This is a genomic window from Achromobacter sp. JD417, from assembly GCF_041879325.1.
GTDB classification, from domain to species: domain Bacteria; phylum Pseudomonadota; class Gammaproteobacteria; order Burkholderiales; family Burkholderiaceae_B; genus Achromobacter; species Achromobacter mucicolens.
Map to the genome: position 1 here is coordinate 3,345,523 of NZ_CP087159.1, position 18,827 is coordinate 3,364,349.

Annotated in this window: 20 protein-coding genes; 9 read left to right on the top strand and 11 right to left on the bottom strand. The window is 63.6% G+C overall.

Features of this window, described 5'->3' with window-relative positions; all coding sequences use genetic code 11:
* Nucleotides 1–58: 58 nt before the first annotated feature.
* Nucleotides 59–2,491, top strand: coding sequence for a membrane-bound PQQ-dependent dehydrogenase, glucose/quinate/shikimate family (locus LN047_RS15330; protein WP_373979477.1), 2,433 nt, complete (start codon nucleotides 59–61; stop codon nucleotides 2,489–2,491).
* Between the two features lie 56 nt (nucleotides 2,492–2,547).
* Here LN047_RS15330 and LN047_RS15335 read toward each other — a convergent pair whose 3' ends face one another.
* The 9 genes from LN047_RS15335 to merT form a co-directional block, all read right to left on the bottom strand.
* Nucleotides 2,548–2,763: a hypothetical protein gene (locus LN047_RS15335; protein WP_373979478.1), complete on the bottom strand. Its 216-nt coding sequence runs from the start codon at nucleotides 2,761–2,763 to the stop codon at nucleotides 2,548–2,550.
* A gap of 182 nt (nucleotides 2,764–2,945) precedes the next feature.
* Nucleotides 2,946–5,915, bottom strand: a complete 2,970-nt coding sequence (locus LN047_RS15340; protein WP_011239983.1) for a Tn3 family transposase — start codon at nucleotides 5,913–5,915, stop codon at nucleotides 2,946–2,948.
* A 2-nt stretch (nucleotides 5,916–5,917) separates the two neighbouring features.
* Nucleotides 5,918–6,478, bottom strand: coding sequence for a recombinase family protein (locus tag LN047_RS15345; protein WP_011239984.1), 561 nt, complete (start codon nucleotides 6,476–6,478; stop codon nucleotides 5,918–5,920).
* 129 nt (nucleotides 6,479–6,607) lie between these two features.
* Entirely contained in the window at nucleotides 6,608–7,597 is a 990-nt protein-coding gene (locus tag LN047_RS15350) for a DUF3330 domain-containing protein (RefSeq protein WP_003132006.1), read from the bottom strand.
* Entirely contained in the window at nucleotides 7,594–7,830 is a 237-nt protein-coding gene (merE, locus tag LN047_RS15355) for a broad-spectrum mercury transporter MerE (protein WP_003132004.1), read from the bottom strand. Before merE ends, LN047_RS15350 begins: the two co-directional genes overlap by 4 nt.
* Complete coding sequence (gene merD / locus LN047_RS15360; protein ID WP_000995360.1) at nucleotides 7,827–8,192, bottom strand: mercury resistance co-regulator MerD; 366 nt, start codon at nucleotides 8,190–8,192, stop codon at nucleotides 7,827–7,829. The genes merE and merD overlap by 4 nt, the downstream gene beginning before the upstream one ends.
* A gap of 17 nt (nucleotides 8,193–8,209) precedes the next feature.
* Nucleotides 8,210–9,895, bottom strand: coding sequence for a mercury(II) reductase (gene merA / locus LN047_RS15365; RefSeq protein ID WP_003158917.1), 1,686 nt, complete (start codon nucleotides 9,893–9,895; stop codon nucleotides 8,210–8,212).
* Nucleotides 9,896–9,966: 71 nt separating this feature from the next.
* Entirely contained in the window at nucleotides 9,967–10,242 is a 276-nt protein-coding gene (merP, locus tag LN047_RS15370) for a mercury resistance system periplasmic binding protein MerP (RefSeq protein WP_003131987.1), read from the bottom strand.
* A 12-nt stretch (nucleotides 10,243–10,254) separates the two neighbouring features.
* Entirely contained in the window at nucleotides 10,255–10,605 is a 351-nt protein-coding gene (merT, locus tag LN047_RS15375) for a mercuric ion transporter MerT (RefSeq protein ID WP_003131974.1), read from the bottom strand.
* A 71-nt stretch (nucleotides 10,606–10,676) separates the two neighbouring features.
* Between merT and LN047_RS15380 the strand changes: the two genes are divergently transcribed.
* The 7 genes from LN047_RS15380 to arsH all read left to right on the top strand — a co-directional run bounded on the left by LN047_RS15380 (nucleotide 10,677) and on the right by arsH (nucleotide 16,318).
* Complete coding sequence (locus LN047_RS15380; protein ID WP_003131969.1) at nucleotides 10,677–11,111, top strand: mercury resistance transcriptional regulator MerR; 435 nt, start codon at nucleotides 10,677–10,679, stop codon at nucleotides 11,109–11,111.
* Nucleotides 11,112–11,439: 328 nt separating this feature from the next.
* Nucleotides 11,440–12,405, top strand: a complete 966-nt coding sequence (locus LN047_RS15385; RefSeq protein ID WP_373979479.1) for a Bug family tripartite tricarboxylate transporter substrate binding protein — start codon at nucleotides 11,440–11,442, stop codon at nucleotides 12,403–12,405.
* Nucleotides 12,406–12,589: 184 nt separating this feature from the next.
* Nucleotides 12,590–13,687: an EamA family transporter gene (locus LN047_RS15390; protein ID WP_373979480.1), complete on the top strand. Its 1,098-nt coding sequence runs from the start codon at nucleotides 12,590–12,592 to the stop codon at nucleotides 13,685–13,687.
* A gap of 29 nt (nucleotides 13,688–13,716) precedes the next feature.
* Nucleotides 13,717–14,043 (top strand): helix-turn-helix transcriptional regulator, encoded by a 327-nt coding sequence (locus LN047_RS15395; RefSeq protein WP_056317918.1) that lies wholly within the window; start codon nucleotides 13,717–13,719, stop codon nucleotides 14,041–14,043.
* Between the two features lie 21 nt (nucleotides 14,044–14,064).
* A complete protein-coding gene (gene arsB, locus LN047_RS15400; RefSeq protein WP_373979481.1) occupies nucleotides 14,065–15,144 on the top strand; it encodes an ACR3 family arsenite efflux transporter in 1,080 nt (359 codons plus the stop codon).
* 45 nt (nucleotides 15,145–15,189) lie between these two features.
* Complete coding sequence (gene arsC / locus LN047_RS15405) at nucleotides 15,190–15,612, top strand: arsenate reductase (glutaredoxin) (protein ID WP_373979482.1); 423 nt, start codon at nucleotides 15,190–15,192, stop codon at nucleotides 15,610–15,612.
* Nucleotides 15,605–16,318 (top strand): arsenical resistance protein ArsH, encoded by a 714-nt coding sequence (gene arsH / locus LN047_RS15410; protein WP_373979483.1) that lies wholly within the window; start codon nucleotides 15,605–15,607, stop codon nucleotides 16,316–16,318. The genes arsC and arsH overlap by 8 nt, the downstream gene beginning before the upstream one ends.
* Before the next feature lie 16 nt (nucleotides 16,319–16,334).
* Here arsH and LN047_RS15415 read toward each other — a convergent pair whose 3' ends face one another.
* Both LN047_RS15415 and LN047_RS15420 read right to left on the bottom strand, forming a co-directional pair.
* Nucleotides 16,335–17,039, bottom strand: a complete 705-nt coding sequence (locus LN047_RS15415) for a ribonuclease activity regulator RraA (RefSeq protein ID WP_373979484.1) — start codon at nucleotides 17,037–17,039, stop codon at nucleotides 16,335–16,337.
* 98 nt (nucleotides 17,040–17,137) lie between these two features.
* On the bottom strand, nucleotides 17,138–17,626 hold the full coding sequence (locus LN047_RS15420; protein ID WP_373979485.1) for a sigma-70 family RNA polymerase sigma factor: 489 nt from the start codon (nucleotides 17,624–17,626) through the stop codon (nucleotides 17,138–17,140).
* Between the two features lie 134 nt (nucleotides 17,627–17,760).
* Between LN047_RS15420 and LN047_RS15425 the strand changes: the two genes are divergently transcribed.
* Entirely contained in the window at nucleotides 17,761–18,759 is a 999-nt protein-coding gene (locus tag LN047_RS15425) for a FecR domain-containing protein (RefSeq protein ID WP_373979486.1), read from the top strand.
* Nucleotides 18,760–18,827: the final 68 nt, after the last annotated feature.

Consider the following 18,827-nt stretch of genomic DNA (forward strand, 5'->3'; position numbering starts at 1 on the left):
TGGGCCGGTCGTTGGGCCGCATTGCCGGCTGCATGGCCGTATCGTTTTGGAATCCCCTATGAATCAACAACATAAAGACCTGTCCGCGCTCGCAAAAGCGTGGCTGTTCGTGCTGGGCGCCTGCATTCTGGCGGCCGGACTCTTTTTCGGCTACCAGGGTGCGCGCCTCGTGGCGCTGGACGGTAGCTGGTATTTCGTGATCTGCGGCGTAGTGCTGGCCATCTCCGGCATCCAGATCGCGCGCCGCCGCGCCAGCGGCGGTCTGCTGTACGCGCTGGCGCTGATTGGCACCGCCATCTGGGCGGTCGCAGAGGTCGGCCTGCAGTTCTGGCCGCTCGTGTCGCGTGTCCTGGTGTTTGCAGGCTTTGGCATCCTGGTGGCGCTGTCGCAGCCGCTGCTGCGCCGCGCACAGCACCAGCCCGCCAACCCCGCACCGTCCCGCATCGCCGCCGCCGTGCTCGCGCTGGCGTTCATTGCGACAGTTGCCGGCATGTTCGTGCCGCACGCGCCACTCTCGCAGGGCGAGACCCTCGCGCTCAAGCCTGTCGCACCCGGCCAGGAACAGAAGGACTGGGCGCATTACGGCAACACCGCCGGCGGCACGCGCTTCGCGGCGCTGGACCAGATCACCCGTGACAACGTCAAGGACCTGCAGGTCGCCTGGACCTACCGCACCGGCGATACGCCCGTCAGCCCCGGCGGCGGCGGCGCCGAAGACCAGCAGACTCCGCTGCAGATCGGCAACCGCGTGTTCCTGTGCACCCCGCACAACAACGTGATCGCGCTGGACGCGACCACGGGCAAGGAACTCTGGAAGGTCGAGATCAACGCCAAGCAGAAGAAGTGGATGCGTTGCCGCGGCCTGGCTTATTTCGACATCGACGCGCCGCTGGAGCAGCCCACCGTCGAAGGCGCGACGCCCGTCAAGACCGTCAGCCTGGACGCGGGCGCCACCTGCCGCCGCCGCATCCTGATGAACAGCGTGACGCCCGAACTGATCGCGCTGGACGCCGACACGGGCGCGTTCTGCGCCGATTTCGGCAAAGCGGGCCGCGTGGACCTGCGCGCCGGCATGGGCAAGGGCGCCGACAAGGGCGAGTACTACCCGACCTCGGCCCCGACGCTGGCCGGCACGACCATCGTGATCGGCGGCCGCGTCGCGGACAACGTCAGCACCGACATGCCTGGCGGCGTGGTGCGTGGCTTTGATGTCATCACCGGCGAGCTGCGCTGGGCGTTCGACCCCGGCAATCCGCAAGACAAGGCCGCGCCGGCCGACGGCCAGACGTACGCACGCTCGACCCCGAACGTGTGGGCGCCGATGTCGTATGACGCACAGTCCAACACGGTCTTCATGCCCGTGGGCAGCGCCGCCGTGGACCTGTGGGGCGTCAAGCACACCGCGCTGGACCGCAAGTACGGCGCGTCCGTCCTGGCGGTCGACGCCAGCACCGGCCAGGAAAAGTGGGTCTACCAGACCGTGCACGCCGACCTCTGGGACTTCGACGTGCCCATGCAGCCGACGTTCGCGGAGTTCCCCGTGGACGGCAAGAACGTGCCCGCGCTCGTCTTCGGCACCAAGGCCGGCCAGATCTTCGTGCTGGACCGCCAGACCGGCAAGCCGCTCACCCGCGTCGAGGAACGCAAGGTGCCGGCCGGCAACATTCCCGGCGAAACCTACTCGCCGACCCAACCCTTTTCGGTCGGCATGCCTTCGATCGGCGCCAACGACCTGAAGGAATCGGACATGTGGGGCGCCACGCCGTTCGATCAGCTGCTGTGCCGCATCCACTTCAAGTCCAAGCGCTACACGGGCCTGTTCACCCCGCCGGGCACCGACGCATCCCTCAACCTGCCCGGATCGCTGGGCGGCATGAACTGGGGCGGCATTTCGATCGACCCGGTCAACGGCTACCTGTTCATCAACGACATGCGCGTCGGCCTGGAAGTGCAGCTGGTCGAAGCCGGCGCCAACGCCAAGAAGGGCGACGGCAATGAAGCCGCCGCAATCCAGGGCCCCGTGGCCCTGGCCGGCACGCCTTACGCGATCAACGCCAAGGTGCGATTCATGTCTCCGCTGGAAATCCCGTGCCAGGCGCCGCCGTTCGGCACGCTGACCGCCGTGGATCTGAAGACGCAGAAGATGGTCTGGCAGGTGCCGGTCGGCACCGTGCAGGACACCGGCCCCTTCGGCATGAAGCTGGGCCTGCCGATCCCCATCGGCATGCCCACCATCGGCGGCACGCTCGCCACGCAAGGCGGCCTCGTGTTCATCGCCGCCACGCAGGACTACTACCTGCGCGCCTACGACGCCGGCACCGGCAAGGAAGTGTGGAAGGTCCGTCTGCCGGTCGGCAGCCAGGGTACGCCCATCAGCTACAAGTCGACCGTCGACGGTAAGCAATACCTCGTCATCTCGGCCGGCGGGGCGCGCAACTCGCCCGACCGTGGCGACTACGTGATCGCCTACGCATTGCCCGGCAAGGTGTAGGCCGCGCGGCAACGCAAGGATCTGGGCGCTCCGCGGAGCGCCCATTTTTTTGCAGTCTAACCGCTGTGGCGATGCTTGCCGGTCTTGATGAACAAGTCGGAGAATGCCTCCCAGTCGTTCAGATAGACGAAAAGCTCTCCCTCATCGCCTTCGCACATCGCCGACCCTCGGCTGCTTTCTTCCCAGAATGCGTAGAACGGGAGGCGACGGATGTCTTCGAGACGCACCAATCGGTCTTTCACGACAGGCAAGCCAAAATAGGTTGTGGTCATTTCCCGAACCTTGGTGATGTGCGCATTGGCCGAATATTCCAGCCGGCGATGGCGTGCGCGGTGGGCGGCTATGGGGTCAACCGATCCTGGACAGACTGGATCGGCGACCGGCGAGGAAAAATCTTAGCCGGGAAGCGAATCGCCAAGAAGGGGTCGTCTCAGAAAACGGAAAATAAAGCACGCTAAGCAGGTTGCAACGGCCGCAGCGGCCTGAACTTGCCCGCGCCGATCTTGGCGCTGCTGCGCCAGAGGTAATCGCCGGTCAGGTTGATGTGCTCCCAGCCGAGCGGCGACAGGTACTGCAACAGCGCGTCATCGACGGCGTGGCCGTTGCCCCGCAGCGCGTGCGCAGCCCGTTCCAGATAGACCGTGTTCCATAGCACGACGGCCGCCGTCACCAGGTTGAGGCCGCTGGCACGGTAGCGCTGCTGCTCAAAGCTGCGGTCGCGGATTTCACCCAGACGGTTGAAGAACACGGCGCGGGCCAGCGCATTGCGGGCTTCGCCCTTGTTCAGCCCAGCGTGCACGCGACGGCGCAGCTCCACGCTTTGCAACCAATCCAGGATGAACAGCGTGCGCTCGATACGCCCCAGCTCGCGCAGGGCCACGGCCAGGCCGTTCTGGCGCGGATAGCTGCCGAGCTTGCGCAGCATCAGCGAAGCCGTCACCGTGCCCTGCTTGATCGACGTGGCCAGCCGTAGAATTTCATCCCAATGGGCGCGAATAGCCTTGATGTTCAGTCTGTCGCTGCTAATCATCGGCTTGAGCGCGTCGTAGACGGTGTCGCCCTTGGGGATGAACAGCTTGGTGTCGCCCAGGTCGCGGATGCGCGGCGCAAAGCGGAAGCCCAGCAGGTGCATCAGGCCAAATACATGATCGGTGAATCCTGCCGTATCGGTGTAGTGCTCCTCGATGCGCAGGTCGGACTCGTGGTACAGCAAGCCGTCGAGCACATAGGTCGAGTCGCGCACGCCGACATTGACCACCTTGGTGTGGAATGGCGCGTACTGGTCGGAGATGTGGGTGTAGAAAGTCCGCCCAGGACTGCTGCCATATTTCGGGTTGATGTGGCCAGTGCTCTCGGCCTTGCTGCCGGTTCGGAAATTCTGGCCGTCCGACGATGACGTGGTGCCGTCGCCCCAGTGCTCGGCGAAGGGATGCCGGAACTGCGCATTGACCAGTTCGGCCAGCGCCGACGAATAGGTTTCGTCGCGGGTATGCCAGGCTTGGAGCCAGGCGAGCTTGGCGTAGGTCGTTCCGGGGCAGGACTCCGCCATCTTGGTCAGACCCAGGTTGATGGCGTCGGCCAGGATCGTGGTCAGCAGCAGGTTCTTGTCCTTGGCCAGGTCGCCCGATTTCAGGTGCGCGAAGTGCCGGGTGAAGCCTGTCCATTCGTCTACCTCCAGCAGCAGTTCGGTGATCTTGACGTGCGGCAGGATCATTGCTGTCTGGTCGATCAGCGCCTGCGCGGTGTCGGGCACCGCCGCATCGAGCGGCGTGATCTTCAGGCCCGACTCCGTGATGATGGCGTCCGGCAGCTCGTTGGCCAGCGCCATGCGGTTGACGGTGGCGAGCTGCGTTTCCAGCAGCGTCAGCCGGTCATGCAGGTACTGGTCGCAATCGGTGGCCACGGCCAGCGGCAATTCGCTGGCCTGCTTGAGGCTGGCGAATTTCGCGGGTGGCACCAGGTAGTCCTCGAAGTCCTTGAACTGGCGCGATCCCTGCACCCAGATGTCGCCGGAGCGCAGGGCGTTTTTCATCTCCGACAGCGCGCACAGTTCGTAGTAGCGCCGATCGATGCCGGTGTCGGTCATCACCAGCTTCTGCCAGCGCGGCTTGATGAAATCGGTTGGCGCGTCGGCGGGCACCTTGCGGGCGTTGTCGCTGTTCATGTTGCGCAGCACTTCGATGGCCTCCAGCACATCCTTGGCAGCGGGCGCGGCCCGCAGCTTGAGCACGGCGAGGAATTCCGGCGCGTAGCGACGCAGCGTGGCGTAGCTCTCGCCGATGCGGTGCAGGAAATCGAAGTCCTCGGGCTGCGCGAGCTTCTGCGCTTCGGTGACGCTCTCGGCGAAGGCGTCCCAGGACATGACGGCCTCGATGGCGGCAAACGGATCGCGGCCCGATTGCTTGGCCTCGATCAGTGCCTGACCGATACGCCCGAACAGCCGCACCTTGGCGTTGATCGCCTTGCCGGACGCCTGGAACTGCTGCTGATGCTTGTTCTTGGCGGCGTTGAACAGCTTGCCCAGGATGCGGTCGTGCAGGTCGATGATTTCGTCGGTGACGGTGGCCATGCCTTCAATGGCGAGCGCCACCAGGGTCGCGTAGCGCCGCTGCGCCTCGAACTTGGCCAGGTCGGCGGGTGTCATCTGGCCGCCCTCGCGGGCGATCTTGAGCAGCCGGTTTTGGTGGATCAGCCGCTCGATGCCGGTAGGCAGATCGAGCGCCTGCCATGCCTTGAGTCGTTCGATGTGCTCCAGCATATGCCGCGAATTGGGCTTGACGGGTGACTGGCGCAGCCAGGCCAGCCAAGTCGTCTTGCCGTTGTCCCGGCGCTTGAGCAGATCGTCGAGGCGGCGGCGATGCGCGTCCGACAGTGGTTCGGCCAAGGCGTAGTAGATGCGCCGGTTGGCGCGGGTGATCGCTTCGGCGCTCGCCCGCTCGACGGCGTTGAGGGCAGGCAGAATGACCGACTGCCGCCGCAGATGCTCGATCAAGGCGCTGGCCAGCACAATGCCCTTGTCGGTTTGCATGGCCAGCTCGGTCAGCGTGTGGACGGCCTGCCGGTAGTGGCTCATGGTGAAGGGCTGGAAGCCGAACACCGTTTGCAACTCGACCAGATGCTCGCGCCGGGTCTGCTCCCGCTGCCCGTACTCGCCCCAGCTTTCGACACTGACCTTGAGCTGGTCGGCGACCAGTTTCAGCAAGGGCGGAAACGGCGGCTCATCGACGCCAAGGAGGATGCCGGGAAAGCGCAGGTAGCAGAGCTGAACTGCAAAGCCCAAGCGGTTCGCAGGCCCGCGCCGTTGCCGGATGATGGAGAGGTCGGTATCGCTGAACGTGTAGTATCGGATCAAGTCGTCCTTGGTATCCGGCAACGCCAACAGGCTTTCCCGCTCGGCGGCGGACAGAATGGAACGACGTGGCATATTTACTGATCCGCTCTCAAGTATTGATACAGGGTCTCCCGGCTGACACCAAACTCGCGGGCCAGCTTCGCTTTTTGTTCGCCGGCGGCGGCCCGCTGCCGCAGATCGGCTACCTGTTCGGGCGACAGCGCTTTCTTGCGGCCCCGGTAGGCTCCGCGTTGCTTGGCGAGCGCGATGCCTTCCCTCTGCCGCTCGCGGATCAAGGCCCGCTCGAATTCAGCGAACGCCCCCATGACCGACAGCATCAGGTTCGCCATCGGCGAATCCTCGCCGGTGAAGGTCAGGCTCTCCTTGACGAACTCGATGCGCACGCCGCGCTTGGTGAGCTTTTGCACGAGGCGGCGCAAGTCATCGAGGTTGCGCGCCAAGCGATCCATGCTGTGAACCACCACGGTGTCGCCTTCGCGCACGAAGGCCAGCAGCGAATCAAGCTCGGGCCGCTGGGTGTCCTTGCCCGACGCCTTGTCGGTGAACACCTTGCCGACTTCGACGTGTTCAAGTTGCCGTTCCGGGTTCTGGTCGAAGCTGCTGACCCGGACGTAGCCGATGCGTTGACCCTGCAAGATGCCTCCCTGGACGAAAATGTCAGGAAGAAATCTATGACCTTTTTCAGCTAGTGTCAATAAATAACACAACCGACTCTATTCTGACGTTGTGAGGCAGTCTACCCTGACATCCGGTTAGGGTATGCCTCAATCTGACGGTAGCGAGTCGCAGGCGTTCGGATCGGCATCGGTTTCGTTCCCTGTCTTGGCACGCGCTTCGAAGCGTTGATAACACTCCAACCCGCAGAAGTGCTCGACGTATTCCGCGCCTTCCGGGGTGAAGGCGGCATCGAGCGGGATTTCCTTGCAGCACACGCAGCAACTGGTGGTGGTCGAGTCACTTGCATTCATGGTGGCACCCCTCCATTGACTGACGAAGACGGCGAATGCCGCCGCCGGCATTGGCTTCGCGAACAGGAAGCCTTGTCCTGTGTCGCAGTCCGCTTGTCGCAATAGATCAAGACTCGCCGATGTTTCCACGCCTTCAGCCACCACATCCATGCCCAGCCCGTGCGCAAGCTGAATCACGGTGTGCACGATGGTTTGGTCGCGGCGGTCGTTGGCGAGCCCGGCGACAAACGATTGGTCGATCTTGAGCGTGCTGATTGGGCAGCACTTCAGATGTTGCAGACAGGAATACCCCGTCCCGAAGTCATCGGCGGCGAAGCGCACACCGATCTGCCGCAAGGCGTCCAGGGCGGGGAAGATCGCCGGATCACCAAACGCGACCGATTCGGTCAGCTCGATTTCGAGATACTCGGCGGGCAACTCGGCATCAGCCAGCACGCCCTTTACCCACCCGTCGAAGTCCGGTCCCACTTGGCTCGCCGAAACATTGACGGCCAGCCGGAACGGTCGCCATGCCAGCATTCGCCAGTCACGCATCTGGCGGCAGGCTTCGCCCAGCACCCAAGCGCCGATTTCAGGCATCAGGCCGGACGATTCGACCACGGGCAGGAACTGGCCCGGTGGCAATAGTCCAAGCGTCGGATGACGCCAGCGCAACAGGGCTTCCGCGCCGACAATCCCACCACTGCGCAGATCGACGACGGGCTGGTAGTGCAGTTCAAGCTGCCCGCGCTCGACCGCTTGGGCCAGTTCCGGCGTCGTCCATCCATCCGGCCGGAAAGCGCTCATTCTCTTTCCCTGAATGCCCGCAACGCCCGCGACAGGGACAGAAGGAACAGGCCGGTCAAACCGAGCGCCGCGATGACCCAATGCTCGCCGAGGAAAGCACCGGCGGTTGTGCCGGCCAGCACGACAGCGAGGATGGGCAGGTGGCAGGGGCAAGTCAGCACAGCCAGTCCGCCCCACAGGTAGCCGGTGATCGGTTTGTGCGTCTCGGACGGCAAGCGCTCGGGGTTGTTCATGGCAGACTCTCCGCGTGCTGTGCCGGCTCGGTCGGCAGGGTGGCCAACTGCACTTCCAGATCGGCCAACGCTTCGCGCCGACGCTCGACGAACTGACGCAGCAGGGCAAGCTGCGCGGCCGCTTCGTCGCCGTCCGCCGCATCCAGCGCCCGGCACAGCCGCGCCAGCGCGTCGAGGCCGATGCCCGCCTCGAAGGCCGCCCGCACGAAGCACAGCCGTTGCAAGGCGGCGTCATCGAACAAGCCGTAGCCGCCTGGTGTGCACGCCACCGGGCGCAGCAATCCGCGCAGCAGGTAGTCGCGCACGATATGCACGCTCACCCCGGCATCAAGAGCCAGCCGGGACACCGTGTAGGCGTTCATTGAACACCTCCTTTTTCTCACCCGGCGCAGCAGGAAAGCTGCTTCACATCCTTGTTGAAGGTCTGCGCCGCGAGCTTCAACCCCTCGACCATCGTCAGGTAGGGGAACAACTGGTCGGCCAGTTCCTGCACCGTCATGCGGTTGCGAATGGCCAGAGCCGCCGTCTGGATCAGTTCACCCGCTTCCGGCGCGACCGCCTGTACGCCGATCAGCCGATGGCTGCCTTCCTCGATAACCAACTTGATGAAGCCGCGTGTGTCGAAGTTGGCGAGCGCACGCGGCACGTTGTCCAAGGTCAAGGTGCGGCTGTCGGTCTCGATCCCGTCGTGGTGGGCTTCCGCCTCGCTGTAGCCCACGGTCGCCACTTGCGGATCGGTGAACACCACGGCCGGCATTGCGGTCAGGTCGAGCGCCGCATCGCCGCCGGTCATGTTGATCGCGGCACGGGTGCCGGCCGCTGCCGCCACATAGACGAACTGCGGCTGGTCGGTGCAGTCGCCGGCCGCGTAGATGTTCGGGTTGCTCGTGCGCATGCCTTGGTCGATGGCGATGGCACCTTGCGCATTGACAGTGACCCCCGCTGCGTCCAGCGCGAGGCTGCGCGTGTTCGGTGTCCGACCGGTGGCAACCAGCAGTTTGTCGGCGCGCAATTCACCGTGCGTGGTGGTCAGCACGAATTCACCGTCCATATGGGCGACCTGGCTGGCTTGCGTGTGCTCCAGCACCTCGATGCCCTCGGCACGGAAAGCGGCTGTCACCGCCTCGCCGATGGCCGGGTCTTCACGGAAGAACAAGGTATTGCGCGCCAGGACCGTGACCTTGCTGCCCAGCCGGGCAAAGGCTTGCGCCAGCTCCAGCGCCACCACCGACGAGCCGATTACGGCAAGGCGTTCGGGAATGGTGTCGCTCGCCAGGGCCTCGGTGGAAGTCCAGTAGGGTGACTCTTTCAAGCCCGGAATCGGCGGGACCGCCGGGCTGGCACCCGTGGCGACCAGGCAGCGGTCGAACATCACGACGCGCTCGCCACCCTCGTTCAAACGGACGGTAAGGCTCTGGTCGTCCTTGAAGCGCGCCTCACCGTGCACAACGGTGATGGCCGGATTACCGCCCAGGATGCCTTCGTACTTGGCGTGCCGCAGTTCGTCGACGCGGGCCTGCTGCTGGGCCAGCAGCTTACTGCGGTCAATCGTAGGCACAGTTGCCGCAATACCGCCATCGAACGGGCTTTCCCGGCGCAGATGGGCGATGTGGGCGGCGCGGATCATGATCTTGGACGGCACACAGCCGACATTGACGCAGGTGCCGCCGATGGTGCCGCGCTCGATCAGCGTGACCTGCGCGCCTTGCTCGACGGCTTTCAGCGCCGCCGCCATCGCGGCTCCACCGCTGCCAATGACCGCTACCTGCACCGGGGGCTCGTTGCCACTGTGCTTTTCGGCGGCGGCCATCCATCCCCGCACCTTGTCGAGCAGTCCGACGCGGTTGTCCGCCAGTGGCGCATCGGCTAGCGTTGCCTTGTAGCCCAGTCCGGCCACGGCGGCAGTCAGCGCGTCCGGCGATGTGCCCGGCACGATGGCGAGTTGCGCTGTGCCCTTCGGATAGGACACCAGCGCCGACTGCACGCCTGGCACTTTTTCCAGCGCTTCCTTGACGTGCGCCGCGCACGAGTCGCAAGTCATGCCGGTGATTTTTAGATGGGTCATGCAACAGATCCTTTATCGTTTGTGGCGCCAGACAATGACGTCCGTTGTGCTGCGGTGCCGTTTTCAGTGACTCACTGCTTGACGCTGGACGGATAGCCCGCGTCTGCGGTTGCCTTGGTCAGCTTCTGCACGCTGGTCTTGGCATCGTCGAAGGTGACGACCGCTTGGCGTGTCTCGAAAGTCACGTCAACTTTGCTGACGCCTTCGACCTTGGAAATCGCCTTCTTGACAGTGATCGGGCAGGCGGAGCAGGTCATGCCCGGTACGGACAGCGTGACGGTCTGGGTGGCGGCCCAGACGGGGGCAACAACGGCGGCGAGGGCGAGGGAGGCAAACAGTTTCTTCATGGTGAACTCCGATCAGTAGAAAAATGGCATGACGTAGGGAAATCCGAGCGCGACCAGAACCAGCGCGGCCACGATCCAGAAAATGAGCTTGTAAGTAGCTCGCACTTGGGGAATCGCGCAGACCTCACCCGGTTTGCAGGCCGCTGCCTGCCGGTAGATGCGCCGCCAGGCGAAGAACAACGCCACCAGCGCCACGCCGATAAAGATGGGGCGATAGGGTTCCAACACCGCCAAGTTGCCGATCCAAGCGCCGCTGAACCCCAAGGCGATCAGAACCAACGGCCCGAGGCAGCAAGCCGAGGCGAGGATGGCGGCAAGCCCTCCAGTGAAGAGCGCGCCGCGCCCGGTTTTTGGTTCAGACATGCGCTTGTCCTTTCGAATTGAAATTGGATAGCGTAACCTTACTTCCGTACTCATGTACGGAGTCAAGCGATATGGAAAACAATTTGGAGAACCTGACCATTGGCGTTTTCGCCAAGGCGGCCGGGGTCAATGTGGAGACCATCCGTTTCTATCAGCGCAAGGGCTTGTTGCTGGAGCCTGACAAGCCCTATGGCAGCATCCGCCGCTATGGCGAGGCGGATGTAACGCGGGTGCGCTTCGTGAAATCAGCCCAGCGGCTGGGCTTCAGCCTGGATGAGATCGCCGAGCTGCTGCGGCTGGAGGATGGCACCCATTGCGAGGAAGCCAGCAGTCTGGCCGAGCACAAGCTCAAGGACGTGCGCGAGAAAATGGCTGACCTGGCGCGCATGGAGGCCGTGCTGTCTGAGTTGGTGTGCGCCTGCCATGCGCGAAGGGGGAACGTTTCCTGCCCGCTGATCGCGTCACTACAGGGTGGAGCAAGCTTGGCAGGTTCGGCTATGCCTTAGCGTGCTTTATTTTCCGTTTTCTGAGACGACCCCAAGAAGAGCTAAAGGCGGTAGTTCGGCCGCACTGCTTCAGGGCGTTCCTGGCGAAACCCGGAACCAACCGCCCATCGAGCGCAATTGCCGGCATATGGCCACGCCGGTGCCGCCCGCCGCGCTTAGTCGTGCGTTGGGCTGCAGATCCTTGTCCGGATCGCAGGGCAGGGAAGGGAGCAAATCGCAATGCCTTTTTCCTTCATTTCTTGCAGAAGAGTTCTGCGGAATATCGCGGAGATCGGCGGCTGGGCGATCGATACACTTTCAGGCGGAGACAACTGAAAAAGAGCAACACATGCCTATCGTCACACGCCGCCGCTTGCTGCTGGGCAGCGCAGTCCTCAGCGCATTGTTTTCGTTCGGGGCTGCCGCGCAAACCGCTTATCCGTCGAAACCAGTCCGCCTCGTCGTCCCGTATCCACCGGGCGCCGCCACCGACGCCATCTCGCGCGCGTTCGCCCAACAATTAGGCACGATCATGGGCCAACCGGTCGTCGTCGAAAACCGGCCAGGCGCTGGCTCTGCCATCGGCATCATGGCCGTCAGGAACAGGCCCGCGGACGGATACACCTTGCTGGTCCACGCCGAAGGCTTCTACAGCGCAAAAATCACGACACCCGCCGCGGATTATGAGTTCTCCGACTTTGAAATCCTGGCGCCCCTGGGCCAGAGCAGCTACGCCTTCATCGTGCCGTCCGAGCGAGGCTGGAACCGCCTGGAAGACTTGAAGGGCATTAACCGGGAATTGGACATTGGCGTCGCCGACCTCGGCGTGGGCACATACTCCACGCTTGCGGCGAGGCTGGCTTCAGGGCTGAGGACGCAATACCGTCCAATTCCGTTCAAGGGAGGCGCGGAAGGGCTGACGGCGATTCTTGGCGGGCAGATCGACGGCTACTTCACCACGATCGGCACCACCCAAAGCGTCAAGGACAATCCGCACGTCAAGGTGCTGGCCTATACCGGCCGCGAAGGAAGCGTCAGTCATTTGCCCGGGGTGAAGACGTTTGCAGAGCTTGGCGTGCCGAACATGGTGTTCCACAGCAGCTACAGCGTCGCCGTGCGCAGCGAAACGCCAGAGCCCGTCAGGACGAAGCTGGCGGAGTTTGTACGGCAGGCTGCCACGTCAGCGGCGATGGAAAAGGCGCGGCGGGATTTGTATTTGGAGGGATATGAGGGGTCGTTGGACGACTACAAGCAAGAGCTCAAGGGGTTGGCCGATGAGTTTGCGGCAAGCGCCAAGGGGCAAAAAAAGGAGTAGCGGGTGGCGGGTCTGGATGGGTTGGCGACGATAAGGGCTCGGAACTTCGGAGGTGCGTAACCCATGTGGTGCTCGCCCCAGGCTAAGTTCGCATAATGTGTATTATGTAAAGTAAACGATCCAGGTGGATAGCATGCTTGGCTCCCCTAAATAGCCACGCAGCTCCAATCAATCGACTGTTCCCATGTCTATCCGGTCTGCCACCCCTGCGTTAGCCGCCGCGCTCCTGTTCGGCGCCAGCACGCCTTTCGCAAAAGCCTTGGTCGAAGGTGTGCCGCCGCTGTTGCTGGCCGGGCTGCTCTACCTGGGCAGTGGCTTGGGTCTCGGCATCCTCCTGGCATTGCGCCACCTCTTGCACGCCCGGGAGTCGAAGCTTCCCTCCGCCTGGCGCATTCCTCGGGCTGATCTGCCGTGGTTGGTGGGTGCAATTGTCGCGGGCGGCGTGCTTGGCCCTGTCCTGTTGATGCTGGGGTTGACCCAGACCAGCGGCGCGTCGGCGTCCCTGTTGCTCAATGTCGAAGGCGTGCTTACGGCGGTCATCGCCTGGTGCTTCTTCAAGGAAAACGCCGACCGCCAGATCGTGATGGGCATGATTGCCATCGTTATGGGCGGCGTCTTGCTGTCCTGGGAGCCCGGCGGCGCAACGCTGTCGACCGGGGCGCTGCTGATCGTGGGCGCCTGTCTGTGCTGGGCGGTGGACAACAACCTGACCCGGCGAGTCGCCTGCAATGACGCCATGCTGATTGCGGGCATCAAAGGCTTGGCAGCGAGCGTTGTCAGCACAACCCTGGCACTGCTCGGCGGTGCCGGGTTTCCGTCCGGCGCGGTGGCGGGCGCCAGTCTTGCCGTGGGATTTTTCGGTTATGGATTGAGCCTCACGTTGTTCGTGGTGGCGCTCCGGACGCTGGGAACCGCCAGGACCGGCGCGTACTTCTCCGTGGCGCCGCTTTTTGGGGTGGCGATTTCTTTTGTTCTGTGGCCAGAAAGCCCCGGTCTACTCTTTTGGCCGGCCGCGGCCTTGATGGCGCTTGGCGTTTGGCTGCACGTGCGCGAACGGCATGCGCACGAGCACACCCACGAACCGCTTGAGCACAGCCACCGGCATGTGCACGACGATCACCACCAGCACACGCACCCATTCGCCTGGGACGGCGTGGAACCACACACCCATCCTCATCGTCACGAACCGTTGACGCACACGCATCCGCACTACCCGGATATTCATCACAGACATCTTCACGGACGCGCACGCAAGAAAGGAAGTCCTCAGGGCTCTCGCTAATAGTTCAATAATCGTTGTATGATCGAACAATGAACGAAGAGCAAGCCATCTCCGCGCTAGGCGCCCTCGCCCATCCTCAACGGCTGCGGACCTTCCGCGCACTGGTCGTGGCGGGTCCGCCGGGACTGATGCCCAGTGTCCTCGCAGACCAACTGGGCGTTGCGCGCAATACCCTGTCTTTTCACCTGAAAGAACTGTCCACGTCGGGCTTGGTCACTGTCGAGCAACAGGGGCGCAACCTGATCTACCGGGCCGACTTCTCGAAGATGAGCGGATTGCTTGGCTATCTGACTGAGCACTGCTGCGCGGGCACGGCCTGCGAACCTTCCCTGCGTGCGGCTTGCACGACCTGCTGATTCACCCCCGGAGTAAACCCGATGTCGTCCACCACACAGGCCGCGCCCGCTCAGCGCCCGCGGCCCGGGATGAATGTTTTCGAGCGCTATCTCACCCTATGGGTGTTTCTCTGCATCGTGCTCGGTGTGACGCTTGGGCAAATGATGCCCGCGTTGTTCCAGACGATTGGCCGCCTTGAAGTCGCTCAGGTCAACTTGCCGGTGGGGATTCTGATCTGGGTAATGATCATTCCCATGCTGCTCAAGGTGGACTTCGGGGCGCTCGGCCAGGTCAAGCAGCACTGGCGCGGCATTGGCGTGACACTGTTCATCAACTGGGCCGTCAAGCCGTTTTCCATGGCTTTTCTGGGCTGGCTTTTCATCCGCCAGATTTTTTCGGCCTGGTTACCCGCCGACCAGCTGGATAGCTACATTGCCGGCCTGATCCTGCTGGCGGCGGCGCCGTGCACCGCGATGGTGTTCGTCTGGAGCCGCCTGACTGGAGGCGATCCGGTGTTCACGTTGTCCCAGGTCGCATTGAACGACACCATCATGGTGTTTGCCTTCGCGCCCATGGTGGGCTTGCTGCTCGGGCTGTCGGCCATCACCGTGCCTTGGGACACGCTGCTGGTGTCCGTCGGGCTGTACATCGTGATTCCGGTGGTGCTTGCCCAGCTCTGGCGCCGCACCCTGCTCCGCCGCGGTCAGGCGGTATTTGACGCCGCCCTGGCGCGCATCGGGCCGTTCTCAATGGCGGCGCTGCTGCTGACGCTGGTTCTGCTGTTCGCATTTCAGGGCGAAGCCATCATTGGCCAACCTTTGATCATTGCGATGCTGGCGGTGCCGATTCTCATCCAGGTGTTTTTCAATTCGGGTCTGGCGTACTGGCTTAACCGCCGCGCGGGAGAAAAGCACAGCATTGCCTGCCCTTCCGCGCTGATCGGCGCATCCAACTTCTTCGAACTGGCCGTGGCGGCCGCGATCAGCCTGTTCGGATTCCACTCTGGCGCGGCATTGGCCACGGTGGTGGGCGTGCTTATCGAAGTGCCCGTAATGCTGCTTGTCGTGCGGATCGTCAATCGGACCAAGGGTTGGTACGAGGCCGGCGCCCTCCGGCGCTGAGTGGTGGCCACCGGCCTGCCCGACATTCCTTAGAAAGAGGTTTTCATGAGTTCCATCACGATTTATCACAACCCGGCCTGCGGCACGTCTCGCAACGTCCTCGGGTTGATTCGCAATAGCGGCGAAACGCCCACGATCATTGAGTACCTGAAGACGCCGCCGGACGCCGCCACGCTGCGGTCGTTGATTGCCGATATGGGCATCCCCGTTCGCGAACTGCTGCGCCAGAAAGGCACGCCTTACGACGAATTGGGGCTGTCCGATCCGAAGTGGACAGACGACCAACTGATTGGCTTCATGCTTGAGCACCCGATCCTGATAAATCGGCCGATCGTCGTGACCCCGCTGGGTACCCGGCTGTGCCGGCCGTCGGAGGTCGTGCTGGACATCCTGCCTCAGGCTCAGCGCGGCGCCTTCAACAAAGAAGATGGAGAACCGCTGATCGATGCGGAGGGCAACCGTGTCTGACGTGTTTGCGGATCTGCCGAATATCGATCCCGCGTACTTCAAGGCGCCGGCGCCAGCCGCGCTGTTCCCGCCGGCGCGGGCCACGCATGCGCCGCGGTTCCTGCTGTTGTATGGATCGCTGCGCGAGCGCTCCTACAGCCGGTTGGTCGCCGAAGAAGCGGCGCGTTTGCTCGAAGCCCTGGGCGGCGAAACCCGGCTATTCAACCCAACCGGGCTGCCGCTGGTCGATGACGCCACGGAGAGTCATCCCAAGGTCCGAGAGCTTCACGAGCTTGTCCAGTGGGCCGAAGGCATGATCTGGAGCTCGCCCGAGCGTCACGGCGCGATGACGGGATTGATGAAGACGCAGATCGACTGGATCCCGTTGTCGGTGGGTGCCGTGCGGCCCACCCAGGGCAAGACGCTGGCGGTCATGCAGGTTTCGGGCGGATCGCAGTCGTTCAACGCGGTGAACCAGATGCGTATCCTGGGCCGTTGGATGCGCATGTTGACCATTCCCAATCAATCGTCCGTGGCCAAGGCCTACCAGGAATTCGACGATCGCGGGCGCATGAAGCCCTCCCCTTACTACGATCGGATCGTCGATGTGGTCGAAGAGCTGATGAAGTTCACGTTGCTCACGCGGGATACAAGCCCTTATCTGGTGGATCGCTACAGCGAACGCAAGGAAGCCGGCATGAAGAGCCGGCTTCCTTCAGTCGCTTAGACCGGAATTTCAGGCGTTACCCCTTCTTTGACGCGGCGTACTTCGCCTTGTTGGCTTCGTTCGGCGGATACAAGCCCGGCAGCACGGCGCCGTTGTTGACTTCGTCCATGATCCAGCCTTCAAAGCGCTCCTGCTCAACGGCTGCGTCGACCACGTCGGCCAGCAGCGCGGCTGGAATGACGACGGCGCCGTCCTGGTCGGCGACGATCACGTCATCGGGAAAGACGGCCACGCCACCGCAGGCGACGGGCTGCTGCCAGTCCACGAAGGTCAGGCCGGCCACCGAGGGCGGCGCTGCCGCTCCGCTCGCCCACACGGGCAGCTTGGTTCCCAGTACACCGGCCAGGTCGCGCACGACGCCGTCGGTTACCAGGCCAGCCACGCCGCGCTTTGCCATGCGGGCGCACAGGATGTCGCCCCAGATGCCGGCGTCTTTCACGCCCATGGCGTCGACCACCGCGATGCAGCCGGAGGGCATCTGCTCGATGGCGCCGCGGCTGGATTTGGGCGAGGACCAGGATTCCGGCGTGGCCAGGTCTTCGCGGGCGGGCACGAAGCGCACGGTGAACGCGCGGCCGACGATGCGGTCCAGGCCCTGGGCCAGCGGGAACGCGCCGCGGATCCAGACGTTGCGCAGCCCTTTCTTCAATAGGATGGTGGTCAGCGTGGCCGTCGTGACGCCGGAAAGCGCCTTGAAGTGAACCTCGTCGGAAACCGTCATGTGTGTCTCTCCAGGTGAAATCGAAACTGGCGCGCAAAGCGCCGGGATCAGGCCGCCGTCCACGCGCCGGCACTCGAACGCATGCTTTCGAGGCAAGCTTACCCTTGGTCCGCGCTCTCCCACGCTTTGAGCCGAAGCCGGCAATGCCGCAGCGCGCGCACCAGATGCTTGGCGACCATATCGCGCGAAATTCCCAGGCGCGCCGCGATTTCGTCGTGCGTCAGGCCTTCCACCTGCCGCATGACGAACGCCTTGCGGCAATTGTCGGGCAGCTCTCTCAGGGCCCGGTCAAGTCGGGACAGTTGCTGCTTTTGGTAGGCGCGGTCTTCCTGCCCCGCGGCGGGGCATGGCTGGGATTCGGCCTGCGCGTCCAGGGGCAAGGTCGCCTGAGCGCGTTGCTGGCGGTGAAGGTCCAGCGACAGATTGATGGCGGCGCGGAACAGGAACGCGCGCGGTTGCGTGATGACGGCACCGCCGCTGCGGTCCAGGATGCGGGCGTAGGTTTCCTGCGCAACGTCGGCGGCATCGTGCGAATTGCCCAGCCGACGTGCCAGAAAGCGCAGCAATTCCTTGTAGTACTGCTCCATCGACCTTTTCCCCCTCGCGCCGCCATGCCGTGATGCCAATCCGTGGAATCTTGCATAATGCGGCCATGCCGCCAGGTATGGTTCTGGCGATCGCCACCCCGCGAGTGTAACAAAACTCATTCTCTTTAACTGCAATGCCGGCCAGCCCCTCCCCCAACGCGTCCGAGCAAGACGAAATCCTGACCGAACAGGCGGCGGATTGGTGCGTACGCATCAACGACGACGCTTGCAGCGACGAGGACCGGGCTGCGTTTCGGCGTTGGATGGACGCTGATCCGCGCCACGCCCGCGAGTACGCCGCGGTGCAAGAACTTTGGCGCATGTCGCACGCCCTGCCCGTTGCGGCCGGCGCGGCGCAGAGCCAACCTTTCAAAAGCCGTCCTCCACGCCGCATGTGGCGTCTGGCCGGCGCCGCCTGTGCCACGGCTGCCGCGGTCTGGGCGGCAGGCTGGTCGTTTTCGCTATTGCCCACCGCTTATCAGCGGTTGAACAGCGCGCAGGCCGGGCAAACCGTGGCACTCAGCGACGGTTCGCAGGTCGACCTGAACGTGAATACGTCCTTGGTTTTCGGCAATTATCGCGACGCGCGGCGCGTGCGTCTGAACGATGGCGAAGCCTTCTTCAGGGTGGCGCATGACGCCACGCACCCCTTCATCGTCGAAGCGGGACGCGGCACCATCACGGTCACCGGCACGGCGTTCAATGTATTCAAATCAGGGGAAACCGTCATCGTGACCTTGCTGGAAGGCAGCGTCGAAGTGCAGGCAGGCGGGACCGCCGGCCCCGGCAAGATCGTGCGGCTGCAACCCATGTCCCAAGCCCGCTACGGCGAGCGGGGCGATCCCTGGCCACGGCCGGTCCAGGAAAACGAGGTGGCTGCCTGGCGCCACGGCAAACTGGTGCTGAACGACACGACGCTGCGCGATGCGGTCATGCAACTGAATCGCTATTTGCCGTCCGACGAGCAGTACTCCTCGGTCGATCCTTCCATTGGCGGCCTGCGGATCGGCGGTACGTACGACACGCGCAATGCTGTGGACCTTGCGCGCGCCCTGCCCGGCATCCTGCCCGTCAAAACGCAACGCGGCCGCGACGGCGCGCTGATGCTTGTCCCGGCTGCACGCACCCCCTGATTTACATAGCGTTACTTTTTTTCGTTCCTAATCGGGAGCGCTACTTCGTCTCAGGTATTGGTATTCAT